The organism is Vreelandella sp. ssv, assembly GCF_059448525.1.
Genome location: NZ_CM182545.1, coordinates 2,240,268 through 2,255,752, shown reverse-complemented (window position 1 = coordinate 2,255,752; position 15,485 = coordinate 2,240,268). Strand labels below are relative to the sequence as shown.

Here is a 15,485-nt window from a genome sequence, read left to right as displayed (position 1 = left end):
TTGAGGGAGCAGCAACGTGCATAATGAGCTCTTTTGGCCACCATCTTGACCGATCGGTTAAATTATGGCCTAAAGATTGCTTGGTATTTGGCGGCGGGGCTTCTCCCGCATACATTGGTCGCCTTGCTAAGGCGCTCGCATCACGGTGAGCGTTTCGGTAATATGTGCGGCTTTTCTCAGCACCAGAACGCATACTCGTGCGGCATTAGCGCTAAGGACAACAAGATTCATGAAACTTCTGGATAACTATTTCAAGCTCACCGAGCACAAAACCAATGTGAAAACAGAAGTTATCGCCGGGATCACAACGTTCCTGACGATGGCCTACATTATATTCGTCAATCCGAGCATCTTGTCTGAAGCGGGTATGGATTACGGCGCGGTATTCGTTGCAACTTGCTTGGCTGCAGCGATTGGCTGTTTCGTGATGGGCCTTTGGGCCAACTACCCTATCGCTCAGGCGCCAGGTATGGGGTTGAACGCCTTCTTCACCTATGGCGTTGTACTGGGCATGGGGTATACCTGGGAGGCGGCATTAGGGGCCGTGTTCTTCTCCGGTTTAACGTTCTTCATGCTAAGCATTTTTAGAATTCGGGAATGGATTATTAACTCCATTCCCATGGCTTTACGACTTGGAATCGCCGCCGGTATTGGTCTTTTCCTGGCAATGATAGCCCTTAAAAATGCCGGGATTGTGGTTGCAAATCCTGCAACCTACGTTTCGCTAGGTGATCTCTCTCAGCCACCGGCTATTTATGCGCTGTTAGGTTTCTTTGTGATTACCGCGCTCTCTTACCTGCGGGTCACCGGTGCGGTAATGATCGGTATTTTGGGCGTCACCGTGATTGCGATAGCGCTTGGCCACAATGAGTACGGTGGTTTGATGTCCATGCCGCCGTCGATTGCCCCTACGTTTATGGCTATGGACTTAATGGGCGCGCTGGATGTAGCGATGCTCAGCGTGATTTTTGCCTTCCTGTTTGTGGATCTGTTCGATACGTCGGGAACGCTCGTAGGCGTTGCTCATCGAGGAAAATTGCTGGATAAAGATGGCAAGCTACCGCGGCTGGGTCGTGCCATGATGGCTGACAGTACCGCGTCAATGGCGGGCGCCGCATTGGGTACTTCCACTACAACGAGCTACATTGAATCTACTGCGGGTATCGTATCGGGTGGTCGTACTGGCTTAACGGCAGTGGTCGTTGGCGTTATGTTCCTTATCAGCCTTTTCTTCGCGCCCCTGGCGGGTTCAATCCCGGCCTACGCAACAGCAGGCGCGCTGCTGTATGTGGCGGTACTGATGGCGGGAAGTCTGGCGCATGCGAATTGGGAAGATCCGACAGATGCAGCGCCGGTACTGATTGCTGCCCTGGCGATGCCGCTGACATTCTCTATTGCCGAGGGGATAGCGCTTGGCTTTATTAGCTACGTTGCGATCAAAACACTATCGGGACGGTTTAGCGATCTGAACCCGGCCGTCGTTATTTTGGCGCTGCTGTTTGCAGGACGGTATCTATTCTTGGTGTGATCGGCTTTTCCCCTTTTAACATTTAACTTTTTTACTCAATGAGAGACGCGATGAGCATCTACGGCGACTACATCAAGTCCGTTATCCGCACGGTTCCCGATTGGCCTGAACAGGGCGTGAATTTTCGCGACATCACGCCCTTATTGCAGAATAGCGCTGCCTTTCGCAAGCTGATCGACAGCTTTGTGCATCGCTATCAGGAAATGAACCTGGATGCCATCGCGGCGATTGATGCGCGCGGTTTCATTATTGGCGCGCCGCTGGCTTATGAGTTGGGGTGTAGCTTTGTGCCGGTACGTAAGAAGGGCAAGCTACCCTTCAAGACGATTAGTGAAACCTATACGTTGGAGTACGGCCATTCGGAAGTTGAACTGCATTCCGATGCGTTCCAGAAGGATGACCGTATCCTGTTGATGGATGATTTGATTGCCACCGGTGGCACCATGCTAGCCGCGGCTAATCTCATTCAGCGCAGTGGTGGACGCGTAGTAGAGACGGCCACGATTATTGATCTACCCGAGCTGGGTGGTTCACAGAAAATTCGCGATGCGGGTTACAGCGTATTCGCAGTTTGTTCATTCAACGAAGACGAGTAATTCCCATGAGCAGCGACCGTTATCACCAACACTTCACTGTTTCCTGGGATCAGCTTCATCGTGATGTGCGTACGCTTTGCCATCAGATGATCGAGCGTGACTTTAAAGGCATCGTGGCCATTACCCGTGGTGGCTTGATACCTGCCGCTCTGATTGCTCGTGAGCTGGACATCCGCCTGATCGATACGGTGTGCATTAAAAGCTACGATCATATGGATCAGGGCGGTCTGGATATCATGAAAGGCGTCGACCACGACGGCGATGGGTGGCTGCTGGTCGATGACTTGGTGGATACTGGCAAAACTGCGCGCGCAGTTCGCAAAATGTTGCCGAAGGCTCACTTTGTGACTATTTATGCCAAGCCTGACGGTCGCCCTTTGGTGGATCAATACTTAACGGAAGTGGCGCAGCAGTGCTGGATTCAGTTTCCGTGGGATATGGGCGTTGCTTACGTTGAGCCGCTTGTCGATCAAATGAAGAGGTAATGATGACCAATCCACTTCCTGAAGATTGGAGTCAGTGGCTGGGTAATGAGTTTCAGACCGACTATATGCTGTCGCTAAAAGCGTTTCTGGCGCAGCAGAAAGCGGCTAAAAAGATCATTTATCCGCACTCTTCACAATGGTTTCGTGCCTTTGAGTTGACCCCATTGAGCGAAGTGAAAGTGGTCATTTTAGGGCAAGATCCTTACCATGGACCGAATCAGGCCCACGGCCTCTGTTTTTCCGTGCAGGCAGGTGTTCCCGTGCCGCCGTCGCTGGTCAATATCTATAAAGAGCTGGCTAGCGATGTGGGGTTTACCCCTGTTCGCCATGGTCATCTTGAGGCGTGGGCTAAACAGGGCGTGTTATTGCTCAACACGTCGCTAACCGTAGAGCAGGGCAATGCGGCCTCTCATCGTGGAAAGGGGTGGGAGCCGTTTACCGATCGTGCGATTGAAACCGTCAGCGAGCATGCCCAGCCGTGTGTGTTCCTGTTATGGGGGAGCCATGCGCGTCAGAAGAAGGCGTTAATCGACCAGCGGCGCCACTTGATACTCGAAGCCCTGCACCCTTCGCCGCTCTCCGCGCACCGAGGCTTTTTCGGCACTCGGCATTTTTCCCAAGCAAATCAATTCTTACAAGCCCATGGGCGGACGCCAATTGAGTGGCAATTGCCGCAAACCCCTTAACCTCTTAACGGGATGCAGGTAGAATGTGCGCAATTTTGCGCCTAGTGATAGATCCCAGGTTGCCATTCTGAATCTCCTGCAGTGAGGAAGTCCCATGAGTGTTTACGCCATTAACCATCCGCTTGTTCAACATAAGCTGGGACTGATGCGCGAAGTTGACCTAAGCACTAAGAGCTTTCGTGAGCTGGCAGGTGAAGTCGCTAAACTGTTGACCTATGAAGCAACGAAAGGTCTGGAGCTGGAAGACCATGAAATCCAGGGGTGGAACGGTGAGCCAATTGCGACACGGCGCCTGAAGGGTAAAAAAGTCACCGTTGTGCCGATTCTGCGTGCAGGCTTGGGTATGCTGGAAGGCGTCACTGATTTGATCCCTAGTGCCCGAGTGAGCGTTGTCGGCTTGTACCGTGATGAAGAGACCCTGCAGCCGGTGCCTTATTTCGCCAAATTTGCTAACGATATCGAAGAGCGCATGGCGATTGTCATTGATCCCATGCTCGCCACCGGCGGTTCGATGGTCGCCACGCTGGACATGCTGCGTGAACGTGGCTGTGAGCACATGAAAGTGATTGTGCTCGTCGCTGCTCCTGAAGGGATCAAGCGGGTGCAGGAAGCTTATCCCGATGTGGAAATTTACACCGCCTCGGTCGATGATCGACTCGATGAAAACGGCTATATCGTCCCCGGTTTAGGTGACGCTGGTGATAAGATTTTCGGGACGCGCTAAGCACTCCTCATAATATTGCCCCTTACGCTTCGCGTTAGGGGCATTTTTTTGCACACCTACTTTCTAATAAACACTAGGGATTTATCTTATGCGTGAAGCTGATAGCCCGGCTGAGTCGTGGCCAAAAATACTTTTAACCGGCGCACAGATGCTATTTGTCGCCTTTGGTGCCTTGGTATTAGTGCCGCTGCTGACTGGACTTGACCCTAGTGTTGCGCTGTTTACTGCGGGTGCAGGCACGCTGATATTTCATGCTGTAACTCGTCAGAGTGTGCCGGTTTTTTTAGCCTCATCGTTTGCTTTTATAGCACCTATTCAAGGTTCTGTAGCCAGCTTTGGCATACCGGCTACGATGGGCGGGCTGATGGCGTCGGGACTTGTTTACGTCGCTATTTCCCAAGCTGTGCGCTTAAAGGGCACTGAATGGTTGCACCGCTTACTGCCCGCAGTCGTCGTGGGTCCGGTCATTATGGTGATTGGTTTGGCGTTAGCGCCGGTGGCGGTGAGTATGGCCACCGGTGAAACCAGCGATAACATTGGCTATGGCGCGGCAATCTTCTTATCCATGACCAGCCTGCTGGTAACGTTACTGCTCGCGGTGTTTGGTCGCGGCCTACTGCGCCTAGTACCCATTATTGGCGGAATTGTGACAGGCTATTGTTTGGCACTGTTGATGGGGTTAGTCGATTTTACGCCGGTTCGAGAAGCCGCCTGGTTCTCGGTGCCCAGCTTTACTGCACCCAGTTTTCATTGGGCCGCTATTCTATTTATGATTCCGGTCGCTATCGCCCCGGCGGTAGAGCATATTGGGGATATGGTGGCAATTGGCTCGGTAACTCGCAAAAACTACCTGGAGAAACCCGGCCTGCATCGCACCCTGCTAGGTGACGGGTTGGCGACCAGTGTGGCAGCACTGTTTGGCGGGCCGCCAAATACGACTTACTCAGAAGTGACCGGTGCGGTAACGCTGACGCGGGCGTTTAACCCCAAGTACATGATTGTTGCTGCGATTCTTGCCATTGTGCTGGCCTTTGTGTCGAAGCTTGGCGCACTGCTTCAAACCATCCCAGGGCCAGTCATGGGCGGTATCATGACGCTGCTGTTTGGTTCGATTGCGGTGGTCGGCATGAATACCTTAGTACGGGCAGGGCAGTCGCTGACGGCGCCACGCAACTTGGTTGTGGTCTCGCTGATATTGGTATTTGGGATTGGCGGCATGCAGTTTGGCGGTGGTCAGTTTACGCTGCAGGGCGTCAGCTTAGCCGCCTTGGTGGGTATTGCGTTGAACTGGCTATTACCCCAGGAGCAAGAGGGCGAGTAAAGTCATCCTCTATAACCCTGTTTGCATCGTTGGGATGGCAGCGTTTAGTGATCTTCAGGAGTGTTAGCAGCATGGAAAACGAACTAACTGCACCCTTTCCCATTTTAGGGGTTGCCGCCTGGAGCGGTACGGGTAAAACGACGCTGTTAGAGAAGTTGCTGCCACGCCTAGCTGAAGATGGCTTGAAAGTGGCCGTAATCAAACATGCCCACCACTCGTTTGAAGTAGACCAGCCCGGTAAGGATAGCTACAAACTGCGCAGTGCTGGTGCCGCGCCTGTACTTGTGGCTTCCCGCCAGCGTTTTGCGCTGATGCAGGAAACCCCCGGCAACGGAGAGCCTGATTTAGCCGAGTTAATTGCCATGATGGTCCCGCATCATCCCGATTTGGTGATTGTTGAAGGCTTTAAAGCTTGGCCGATTCCTAAGCTAGTGCTTTATCGAGCTGAAGTAGGCGATGCTACTATTTTAACCGGGCCATGGGTGGAGGCGGTCGCACTGAACGCGTCACCGCCTATCAATTTAGCGCCGTCAGTAGCCCAGTTAAATCTAGACGATAGCGACGCGATAGCCCATTGGATAGTCAATTGGGTAAGCAAAAAAACGACGCCATGTTTTAAATGATTCAGTTTCAAATGCTTCAGCTTCAAAAAAAGGAACGGTGACAGCATGCAACTAACCCACCTTAATACCCGTGGCGAAGCCAATATGGTAGATGTTGGCGATAAACAAGAAACCCGTCGAGAAGCTATCGCTTCGGGTCGCATCATGATGCAGCCTGAAACGCTGAAATTGCTAAGCGACGGTGAGTTGCCTAAGGGCGATGTGCTAGCCACCGCGCGTATCGCCGGTATCCAGGCTGCTAAACGTACTCATGAATTGATCCCACTGTGTCATTCATTGGCACTATCCAAAGTGTCGGTTGAGTTCGATATTGATGTGGCCGAATCGTGCGTCCATGTGACTTCACTATGTCGTTTAAATGGACGCACTGGAGTTGAAATGGAAGCGCTTACCGCCGTCTCGGTAGCCTGTCTGACGCTTTACGATATGTGTAAGGCGGTCGATAAAGGTATGCGTATCGAAGCCATCCAGCTGGATAGTAAGCAGGGGGGGCAGCGCGGTGATTATCAGCGGACAAATTCTCAGGTGCCGATTGTAACGGGTGAAGGCGTGCCGGGAGAAGTAAGTTTGGGCGAACGTTGCCCATCGCCCTGCGTGCGGGTTAAGTTTTTAGCTGAACTGCGTGAGCGTTTAGGTGAAAGCGAGGCAGTGGTCAGTCTGGATCAGCTTGCGAGCCGAGATATTAGCGGCTTAAAAGCTGCCTTGGCGGAGCGCGATAGTCGCTTTAAGCAACTCACCGACCAGCGAACGCTGTGTGCGATTAATCAAGTGATGGCGAATGATGATGCGTTAGTGACCGATGACGACGAAGTGGCATTTTTCCCACCGGTCACGGGGGGGTAGAGTGGATATGGGGCTGGATATTAAAGTAGCGATACAAGCAGCGCCTTTCCCGATGGACTATGGATATGGCGATGCACTAGCAGGACGCAGTGACATTGGCGCGGTGGTTAGCTTTACCGGGCTGGTGCGTGATTTTAACGAAACGCCAGACGTTACGGGGCTAACGCTGGAGCACTATCCGGGTATGACCGAGCGCACGTTGACCGAGATTGGTGAGCAGGCTTGGCAGCGTTGGTCGCTGCAGGCAGTCCGGATTATTCATCGCATCGGTTATCTGGCCCCGGGCGATCCGATTGTTCGCGTGCTAGTCGCTAGCGCTCATCGCCGCGAAGCCTTCGAAGCCTGCGATTTCATCATGGATTTTCTCAAAACCCAGGCGCCATTCTGGAAGAAAGAGCACTCGACCCATGGCGAGTATTGGGTCAAAGAGCGCCACTCTGATCAACAGGATGCCGCGCGCTGGGACTAAGAGTGTCGTGTTGCTGTGCGGCGCGATTAAATGACTCGGCCCTAGCGATTGGCTGCATTGTCATACTCAGCAGGTTCAGGCATTTCGGCGGCCATGATCTGTAAATGCACATCTGGCAGGTGCTGCATATGCGCTGCTAGCCAGTGCACCAGGCGAGGCTGCAATGCTTGGCGCAAGTCGGCCAGTGTCTCCGCGGCAATCTCTTCAAGTTGGTCATCCAGCCAGTCGCTAAAACTATCTTCATCTAGCGGGCTGGCGCCCGAAGAGTCTAGCATCAATCGGCCAATACGCGCCCAGCCAATGTCAGTTGCGGTGACTGGTAGCGCTAAGTACAAACTGCCCCGGCGGGCCGTTTTGGCGTCATTCACTTCTAGACCAGGATGGGGCACGACGCTGTTTTGACTGACAATGCAGGGGGGCTGCGGGTAGCGCGCCTCACAGCGCAATCCATGATTGTCAAAGCAGATTAAATCGCCATTAATCGGCGTTAGCGGTGCGCTGATGCCCAGCTGGCTAGCAATGGCCTGATGGGCCTGCTGGTGTCGCGCTTCGCCATGAACGGGCAGCAGATATTTCGGTTTAACCCAGTGATAAAGCTTGATTAACTCATCCTGAGCAGGGTGCCCGGTGGCATGTAATTCGGGATGATTGAATTCATCATAGATGCGCACACCAAATTGCGTCAGACGCTTTTTAAGCTGTTCAATGGGGCGTTCATTGCCCGGAATGGCTTTAGCCGAGAAAATGACGTTATCACCTGACTGAAGGTCAACAAAGGGGTGGCGGCCCTGGGCAAGACGCTGGAGCGCCGCACGGGGCTCCCCCTGGCTGCCGGTGGCGATAATGACCACTTCATCCGGTGGTAAATAACCGAGATCGTGATTCGGCACCAGCGGCGGTAAATCATCCATATAGCCGAGCCCCCGCGCGACACTCACCATGCGCTCCATGGAGCGCCCCATCAAGCTGATGCGCCGGCCGCATTGGTGAGCTGCACGTCCTATGGCCAACACCCGTGCCAGATTGCTAGCGAAGCAAGAGACAACGACGCGGCCCTGGCAGTTGCTGAGGGTTTTTGTCAGCGCTCTGGCGACATCGCCCTCACTGCCGGAGTGCCCTGGCATTGGCGCATTGGTCGAATCGCCAACGACTAAATCGACCGGTGCGAGCGCCCTAAACTGTGCGGCGCTCATCGGTGTACCAATCAGCGGTTCAGGATCGAGCTTCCAGTCACCGGTGTGTAAAACACGGTAGCCACCGGCCATCATCATTAAGGCACAGCTTTCGGGAATTGAGTGCGTCAAAGGGAGGTAGCGTAGCGTAAATGGCCCGCTTTCAAGCGCCTCGCCTGGTTCGATAACTTGGATAGCGGCACTACTAAGCTGATGTTCAGCAAATTTCAGTCTCAACAACCCAGCCGCCAATGGGGTGGCATAAATAGGGCAGTTCCACATCGGCCAGAGCCAGGCGACTGCCCCTATGTGGTCTTCATGTCCGTGGGTGATGTAAAGCGCTTTGGGTACGATCCCTAATGCTTTCAGGGTATCGAGATTAGGAACCTGAAGCGGTGAGTTGGGAAGATCCTGGCGAATCATCATGCCGCAGTCGACGGCAATCCAGTGATCGTCATGGCCGTATAGCGTTAGATTCATTCCAATCTCACCGCATCCCCCTAGCGGCAGCATGCGCAGCGGTGGACGACGACGGGGACGAATTTGAACGCGTGGTGAATGCATCAGTTATGAAAAGCCTAAAAAGTAGTGCCTTAACTATACGGGAAGGCAGGGGCGGCTAACAATCATCCTTGGCCTTCCGATACAATACGCAGTCTAAGTCGCTGGTTTATCATAATTAGCGTAGAAATAGGTCAAGAGTAAATTACATGTCTCATTATTATCGTTTAGTTGTGTCCTGTCCCGATCAAGTAGGTATTGTGGCTCGCGTTTCGAGCTTTATTGCCCATCAGGGTGGCTCGATCACCGAAGCAAGCCAGCACTCTGACTTAGAAACCGGCTGTTTTTTTATGCGTTACGAAATTTTGGCAGATTCAGTGGCTATGTCGGTAGAATCGCTACGTGCATCGTTTGAAACGGTCGCTAGCGAATTCAATATGCAGTGGTCACTGGTCGATACCCAGAAGCGTCGTCGGGTGGTGTTAATGGTGTCGCGGGAGTCGCACTGCTTAGTGGATCTGCTTTATCGCTGGCAGGGAGGTGAACTGGATTGCGATATTGTTGGAGTGATCTCAAACCATGACGACATGCGTTCATTGACCGAGTGGTACGGCATCCCTTACCACCATGTGCCGGTCGATGCTGAAAACAAGCAGGCGTCGTTTGCCGACGTTCAGACTGTAATCGATAACGCCCGCGCTGACTGCATCGTGCTGGCACGCTATATGCAAATCCTACCGCCTGACTTGTGTGCACGCTATGAAGGTCGGGTGATTAACATTCACCATAGTTTTTTGCCCTCTTTCGCTGGTGCTAAACCTTACCACCAAGCGTATCAACGCGGTGTTAAATTGATTGGCGCAACCTGTCACTATGTCACCGAGGAACTCGATGCTGGCCCGATTATCGAACAGGATATTCATCGTGTTAGTCACTGTCATACGCCTACTGATTTAGTGCGCTTTGGCCGAGACGTTGAAAAGGCGGTTCTAGCGCGCGGTTTACGCTGGCATCTTGAGGATCGTGTGCTGGTTCATGGCAATAAAACGGTGGTCTTTAGCTAACGATTGGTAACGTAAGAGGTCGCTATGTCATTCGCGCAAAGTGTATTAGCGCCTTGGGCGCTAGTGCTTACCTCACTACTCTCGTTAAGCGTGGTAGCCTGGGCACTTTTGCGTCGGCCTTGGCAAGCGCTAATCAAGGATGGTGCACTTCAGCATCGCTGGTTAGGGGCAACCCTAGCGGTAGTGCTGATGTGGCAACTGCGCGCTCAAGCAGTGGACTGGCTAACGCTGCACCTTGTCTTTACGGTATTGATGACTCTGGTATTTAAAGCACCGTTAGCACTCATCAGCAATGTACTGATTAATGTGGCGATGGTGGTAATAGGCCGCAATGAGTGGATGCTGTTAGGCGCTAACGTACTGGTAACAGGGGTGGTGCCAGCAGCCATCATTGGCACGGTATGGCGGCTGGTCGATCGCCGACTGCCGGATAATCTGATGGTGTTTCTATTTGCCTGCGGTTTTTTCGGTACGGCGCTGGCTACGCTGGGGGGCGGGTTAGTAGCGGTGCTACTGATCACCGTAGCAGGTACCGACCCTGACGCTATTTATCTAGCCCAAGAGTATGCACGCTTCTTGCCCTTGTTAATGCCTTCGGAAGCGTTTATCACCGGCATGCTGCTGAGTATCCTGCTGGTCTATCACCCTAATTGGGTGGCCACTTTCAATGACCACCGCTACATCGATATGCAGTGAAGGTGATGTTAGCCGAGAGCCTGACCATTGCCGCCGCGAATAACGCCAACGCCCACTCCTTCGATATTGAGCGACTGGGAGCGAAGATCGATTTCAATGGGCGCAAAGTCTGGGTTTTCAGCAAACAGCGTTACCTGATGTCCTTGGCGCTTGAAGCGCTTGACGGTCACTTCATCATCTAAACGCGCCACCACAATCTGGCCATCGCGCACTCGCTCAGTGCGATGAACAGCCAATAAGTCACCCTCTAAAATGCCAATATCCTTCATTGAGAGTCCCCGGACGCGCAGCAAATAGTCGGCCTTAGGGGTGAAGTACTCAGCAGGCAGCGGGCAGTAGCGATCTATATGTTCTGCAGCGAGAATGGGGCTTCCAGCGGCGACTTCACCAATGACAGGCAGTCCAGCCGGTGGTGATTCAATATGATTGGCAACGGGTAACGTAGCCACGCTGCTGTCCACTATTTCCTGGGGCTCTTGGTTGGGCAGGCGAATGCCGCGTGACGTATTGCGGATAATGCGAATAACCCCTTTTCGTTCAAGCGCACGAAGGTGTTCTTCAGCTGCATTTGGGGAGCGGAAACCGAGTGCTTTAGCAATCTCAGCACGGGTCGGAGGGTAGCCAAATTCGCCCATGGTCTTAACGATAAAATCAAATACGTGCTGTTGGCGAGCGGTTAGCGGACGCGACATACCAGACTCCAAAAATAGTGAATAGACAGTAACAAGTTAAATGTCGACTTAATCGATAAGTGTTTAAGTATACAGTATGTTCCTCTGTCCAGTATATGGCTTGTCAATGCCTATTGCCGGAGGCGGTGAATTTTTCCTAATCGTTTGAAACTAAGTTTTTACTTATTTACTTGGCCGCATTTCATTAACAAATCAAGCGTTGAGCCTGTCAAAGTTATGGCATAGTATTTTGCTATGTTTTAAACACTCGTTTCCCTGGAGAGCAACATGGCTCAATCTGATACGGTGACCCGTATACTTGATACCGCGGAAGTGCTGTTTGCAGAGCGTGGTTTCGCTGAAACCTCGCTGCGCAATATCACTAGCAAAGCGCGCGTCAATTTAGCGGCCGTGAACTATCATTTCGGTTCAAAGAAAGCCTTGATTCAGGCCGTTTTTTCTCGCTACTTGGATCCCTTTACACAGCGTTTTCATACTGCGCTTGATAAGCTTGAAGCCCAGCACACAGGGAGCGTTATCCCGCTTGAAACGCTACTCGAAACAATGGCTACCACTGTGCTGGCAGTGCCAGCTGAGCGTAACAGCCTAAAAGTTTTTATGCGCTTATTAGGCCTGGCCTATAGCCAGGCGCAAGGACATCTTAGGCGCCATATTCAGCAAGAGTATGGTGATGTGTTTACCCGCTTTACCGAACTTGTGCGTCAAGCAACGCCAGACTTGCCTGACGCGGAGCGCTTTTGGCGGCTACACTTTATGCTCGGCACGGTAATTTTTACGCTTTCTGGTCTTGATGCGCTGCGTGATATTGCTGAAAAGGATTATCACGAGCAGGTCACCGTACGGGATTTAGTTCGACGGTTGCGTCCGGTAGTTGTCGCTGCCATGAATGCACCGTTACCCCCAGCACTCGAAGAAGGAAAATATGCGAACGCCCAGGCTAGCTGAGCTACCCCCAACGGAGAGTATCTGGTTAGAAATAGACACCACTCAGCAGCAGCTACGCTGCTGGCGAGGGGCAAAAGTTCTCCATGAGTGTGAGATATCGTCTGGTGCCGCTGGTAGTGGTGAGCGCAATGGTAGCGGTAAAACCCCCCATGGTTGGCACTATATAAGAGCGGCCATTGGTGACGGTATGCCAGAAAATGCGGTATTTCGTGGGCGGCGCTGGACAGGCGAGACTTTCTCCCCTGATCTCGCTGATGCGCATCCTGAGAGAGACTGGATCTTGACGCGTATTCTGTGGTTGTGCGGGCTAGAAAAAGGCGTTAATCGTGGTGGACAAGTAGACTCTCAGCGGCGCTATATTTACCTACATGGCACGCCGCCCGACGAGCCAATGGGGGTGGCCGCTTCCCATGGCTGTGTTCGTTTACGTAATAGTGATTTGCTCTATATATTTTCGCTAGCGGTGCCAGGCACGCCGGTTTGGCTACACGGTGGTCGGCAGTGCTTTGATTAATCAGGTTTTGACACCGCTAGACGATCGTCTAAAATCATCGCCCCTTTTATTGGTGGACCTATCACGATGACTCAACCGTTAGGCCCGGTCATGCTCGACCTTGAAGGCACGAAATTGACGGCCACAGAAAAGCGCTTGCTCACTGAACCGGCGGTAGGGGGTGTCATCTTATTCGCCCGGAATGTTGAGAATGGCTACCAGGTACGTCAGCTATGTAGCGATATTCGCCGCGTACGCGCTGATTTGCTGATTGGGGTTGATCAAGAGGGCGGGCGTGTCCAGCGCATTAAAGAGGGGATGACTCGCCTTCCTGCCATGGCGCGTATTGGCGAGTGTTATCGCGACATTCCGGAAGATGGGCTTGTATTGGCAAAAGATGCTGGCTGGCTATTGGGCATGGAAATGGCAGCCTGTGGGTTGGATCTTAGCTTTGCGCCGGTACTGGATGTGGAGAGCGGGGTCTCTAGCGTTATTGGCGATCGAAGCTTTAGTAGTGACCCCCATCATGTCGCGCAGCTCGGCGGCGCTTTCATTTTAGGGCTTCACGATGCCGGCATGGCCGCCGTGGGAAAACACTTCCCTGGCCATGGTGGCGTCGCGGCTGACTCTCACGTTGCACTGCCGGTGGACGACCGTTCATTAGAGGCGATTAAACAGCGCGACCTTGTGCCCTTTACCCATCTCGCCACCCAGTTAGAGGGTGTTATGCCTGCCCATGTGATTTACCGCGCTTTTGATAGCCGCCCTGCCGGATTTTCTCCGAGTTGGCTTGGGATGCTTCGCGAATCGCTGGGGTTTAAAGGCTGTATTTTTTCTGATGATTTAAGTATGGCAGGTGCCCACGAAGCGGGCGGCCCCAGGCAGCGTGCTCAAGCAGCACTATCGGCGGGGTGCGATATGCTGCTGGTATGCAATGATCGAGCAGCCGCGCTTGAGGTCGTTGAGGCTTGCAAAGGTATTGAAACGAAGCGTCCTGCCAAGCTGCGCTATAGCCGAGCACGGCCTGATTTGGATGCTTTAAGCGCGCTGGGTCGTTGGCGTCGGGCCCACGCGAAGCTGGAAGCATTGGCTGATAGGCCGAAACCGAATGCTGTGTAAATGCACACTGCTGATGTAAACGAAGCTTTTAACCCGCCTGGAGTTTAGATGTCAAAGTTGGATAAAGAAGCATTAGAGTCACTGGACTCAATGCGTGAGTTGATGGATAACGCCGACTGTCTGATTTCTCAGCAAGAGGTAGAGCGGGCGCTTGATCGTATGGCGGAAGCGATTACCCGGGATTTAGGAGACAAGCTGCCGGTTTTTTATTGCGTCATGAATGGAGGCCTGATCACCACTGGCCATCTGCTTACCCGGTTAGGTTTTCCTCTTGAAGTGGACTACCTGCACGCCACTCGTTACCGCAACGAGCTGCGCGGCGGCGAACTCTTTTGGCGCGTTTCTCCCGAAGTGCCAATGGCGGGTCGCCACGTGGTGATTGTCGATGACATCTTGGATGAAGGTGCGACGCTAGCCGCCATTTTGGCATACTGTGAAGAAGCCCAGGCAGCCAGTGTCACGACCGCTGTGCTAGTGGATAAGCAGCATAATCGTAAAGCGGTACCAGGCTTAAAGGCCGACTACTGCAGTTTAGAAGTCGCCGACCGGTATGTGTTTGGCTTCGGTATGGACTACAAGGGCTACTGGCGCAATGCGCCAGGTATTTTTGCCCCAAAAGGTATGTAGCTGATCGCCTAGAAACGGGGCTAGCGGGGCGAGAAGCGCCTCGCTAGTCCCGTTTCTGCAATCATCCGTGTTGAGATCTCTTCTACCGAGAAGCGCGTCGCATCGATATAGGGTATGTGCATCGAGCGGTAGAGTGACTCTGCTTGTTCCACTTCTTTAAGGCATTGATCCATTGAGCTGTAACGACTATTAGGGCGTCGCTCATTGCGGATCGCTGACAGTCGCCGAGCATCGATGGTTAACCCAAACAGTTTTTGTCGGTGGGGCGCTAGCGCTTTGGGTAGCTTTAACATGCCATCTTCGTCTAAATCATCTTCCGTCAGCGGATAGTTAGCCGCGCGAATACCAAATTGAAGCGCCAGATACAGAGAGGTGGGGGTCTTGCCGCAGCGCGAGACGCCGACCAAGATAATATCTGCCTTGTCGTATTGGTGAGTACGTGCACCGTCATCGTTATCCAGCGCAAAATGCACTGAGTGGATGCGGTCCATATAAACATCATCGCTACCAATCGAGTGGGTGCGCCCAACGCTGTAGGAAGAGTGAGTGTCTAGCTCTTGTTCCAGCGGCTCTAGGAAGGTTGAAAAGATATCAACTTTGAACCCAGAGGCCTGGCGAATGACGTTGCGAATTTGTTGATCAACGATGGTGTCAATAATGATTGGGCGATGCCCGTCCCGGCTGGCCGTCGCTTCAATGATTGCTGCTAACGCTTGCGCTTTTTCCAGCGTGTCGATATAGGGCTTGGTCTGCATGTCGATCTCAACATCGCTGAACTGAGCAAGCAAGCTGCGCCCTAAACTCTCCGCCGTGATGCCGGTACCATCAGAGATAAAAAAAGCCGTACGTTTCATAGTGACATCCAGTGTTAAGTAACCACCCTATTGTGTGCCGAGCCGAT

18 protein-coding genes are annotated in these 15,485 nt (G+C 52.8%); 15 read left to right on the top strand and 3 right to left on the bottom strand.

What is annotated here, in order from left to right; genetic code table 11:
- Nucleotides 1-229 precede the first annotated feature (229 nt).
- The 9 genes from AC5TBW_RS10355 (at nt 230) to moaE (ending at nt 7,275) form a co-directional block, all read left to right on the top strand.
- The gene (locus tag AC5TBW_RS10355; RefSeq protein ID WP_495508500.1) at nt 230-1,528 is read left to right on the top strand and encodes an NCS2 family permease; all 1,299 of its coding nucleotides are present in this window, start codon (nt 230-232) and stop codon (nt 1,526-1,528) included.
- A gap of 50 nt (nt 1,529-1,578) precedes the next feature.
- Nucleotides 1,579-2,124: an adenine phosphoribosyltransferase gene (locus AC5TBW_RS10350; protein ID WP_495508499.1), complete on the top strand. Its 546-nt coding sequence runs from the start codon at nt 1,579-1,581 to the stop codon at nt 2,122-2,124.
- Nucleotides 2,125-2,129: 5 nt separating this feature from the next.
- Nucleotides 2,130-2,609, top strand: coding sequence for a xanthine phosphoribosyltransferase (gpt, locus tag AC5TBW_RS10345; RefSeq protein ID WP_427388234.1), 480 nt, complete (start codon nt 2,130-2,132; stop codon nt 2,607-2,609).
- A gap of 2 nt (nt 2,610-2,611) precedes the next feature.
- On the top strand, nt 2,612-3,295 hold the full coding sequence (gene ung, locus AC5TBW_RS10340) for a uracil-DNA glycosylase (RefSeq protein WP_495511949.1): 684 nt from the start codon (nt 2,612-2,614) through the stop codon (nt 3,293-3,295).
- A gap of 94 nt (nt 3,296-3,389) precedes the next feature.
- Entirely contained in the window at nt 3,390-4,019 is a 630-nt protein-coding gene (gene upp, locus AC5TBW_RS10335; RefSeq protein ID WP_495508498.1) for a uracil phosphoribosyltransferase, read from the top strand.
- Between the two features lie 88 nt (nt 4,020-4,107).
- The gene (locus AC5TBW_RS10330; RefSeq protein WP_495508497.1) at nt 4,108-5,340 is read left to right on the top strand and encodes a uracil-xanthine permease family protein; all 1,233 of its coding nucleotides are present in this window, start codon (nt 4,108-4,110) and stop codon (nt 5,338-5,340) included.
- Between the two features lie 71 nt (nt 5,341-5,411).
- Complete coding sequence (gene mobB / locus AC5TBW_RS10325) at nt 5,412-5,963, top strand: molybdopterin-guanine dinucleotide biosynthesis protein B (protein ID WP_495508496.1); 552 nt, start codon at nt 5,412-5,414, stop codon at nt 5,961-5,963.
- A gap of 45 nt (nt 5,964-6,008) precedes the next feature.
- Nucleotides 6,009-6,806, top strand: a complete 798-nt coding sequence (gene moaC / locus AC5TBW_RS10320) for a cyclic pyranopterin monophosphate synthase MoaC (RefSeq protein ID WP_495508495.1) — start codon at nt 6,009-6,011, stop codon at nt 6,804-6,806.
- A 7-nt stretch (nt 6,807-6,813) separates the two neighbouring features.
- Nucleotides 6,814-7,275, top strand: coding sequence for a molybdopterin synthase catalytic subunit MoaE (gene moaE / locus AC5TBW_RS10315; protein ID WP_495508494.1), 462 nt, complete (start codon nt 6,814-6,816; stop codon nt 7,273-7,275).
- A 41-nt stretch (nt 7,276-7,316) separates the two neighbouring features.
- Here the strand turns inward: moaE and AC5TBW_RS10310 are convergent, their stop codons facing one another.
- Complete coding sequence (locus tag AC5TBW_RS10310) at nt 7,317-8,927, bottom strand: ribonuclease J (protein ID WP_495511948.1); 1,611 nt, start codon at nt 8,925-8,927, stop codon at nt 7,317-7,319.
- Between the two features lie 230 nt (nt 8,928-9,157).
- Here AC5TBW_RS10310 and purU point away from each other — a divergent pair, with 230 nt between their 5' ends.
- Both purU and AC5TBW_RS10300 read left to right on the top strand, forming a co-directional pair.
- A complete protein-coding gene (gene purU, locus AC5TBW_RS10305) occupies nt 9,158-10,012 on the top strand; it encodes a formyltetrahydrofolate deformylase (RefSeq protein ID WP_495508493.1) in 855 nt (284 codons plus the stop codon).
- 24 nt (nt 10,013-10,036) lie between these two features.
- The gene (locus AC5TBW_RS10300) at nt 10,037-10,708 is read left to right on the top strand and encodes an energy-coupling factor ABC transporter permease (protein ID WP_495508492.1); all 672 of its coding nucleotides are present in this window, start codon (nt 10,037-10,039) and stop codon (nt 10,706-10,708) included.
- An 8-nt stretch (nt 10,709-10,716) separates the two neighbouring features.
- Here AC5TBW_RS10300 and lexA read toward each other — a convergent pair whose 3' ends face one another.
- The gene (lexA, locus tag AC5TBW_RS10295) at nt 10,717-11,400 is read right to left on the bottom strand and encodes a transcriptional repressor LexA (RefSeq protein WP_495508491.1); all 684 of its coding nucleotides are present in this window, start codon (nt 11,398-11,400) and stop codon (nt 10,717-10,719) included.
- Between the two features lie 267 nt (nt 11,401-11,667).
- Here lexA and AC5TBW_RS10290 point away from each other — a divergent pair, with 267 nt between their 5' ends.
- From AC5TBW_RS10290 to AC5TBW_RS10275, 4 genes are all read left to right on the top strand, one after another.
- Nucleotides 11,668-12,345 (top strand): TetR/AcrR family transcriptional regulator, encoded by a 678-nt coding sequence (locus AC5TBW_RS10290; protein WP_495508490.1) that lies wholly within the window; start codon nt 11,668-11,670, stop codon nt 12,343-12,345.
- Nucleotides 12,323-12,859: a L,D-transpeptidase family protein gene (locus AC5TBW_RS10285; RefSeq protein ID WP_495508489.1), complete on the top strand. Its 537-nt coding sequence runs from the start codon at nt 12,323-12,325 to the stop codon at nt 12,857-12,859. Before AC5TBW_RS10290 ends, AC5TBW_RS10285 begins: the two co-directional genes overlap by 23 nt.
- A 66-nt stretch (nt 12,860-12,925) precedes the next feature.
- A complete protein-coding gene (gene nagZ, locus AC5TBW_RS10280; RefSeq protein ID WP_495508488.1) occupies nt 12,926-13,957 on the top strand; it encodes a beta-N-acetylhexosaminidase in 1,032 nt (343 codons plus the stop codon).
- Between the two features lie 48 nt (nt 13,958-14,005).
- The gene (locus AC5TBW_RS10275) at nt 14,006-14,584 is read left to right on the top strand and encodes a hypoxanthine-guanine phosphoribosyltransferase (protein ID WP_007114399.1); all 579 of its coding nucleotides are present in this window, start codon (nt 14,006-14,008) and stop codon (nt 14,582-14,584) included.
- Between the two features lie 20 nt (nt 14,585-14,604).
- On the opposite strand, the gene ppsR is transcribed toward AC5TBW_RS10275, so the two are convergent.
- Complete coding sequence (ppsR, locus tag AC5TBW_RS10270) at nt 14,605-15,438, bottom strand: posphoenolpyruvate synthetase regulatory kinase/phosphorylase PpsR (RefSeq protein WP_495508487.1); 834 nt, start codon at nt 15,436-15,438, stop codon at nt 14,605-14,607.
- Nucleotides 15,439-15,485 lie beyond the last annotated feature (47 nt).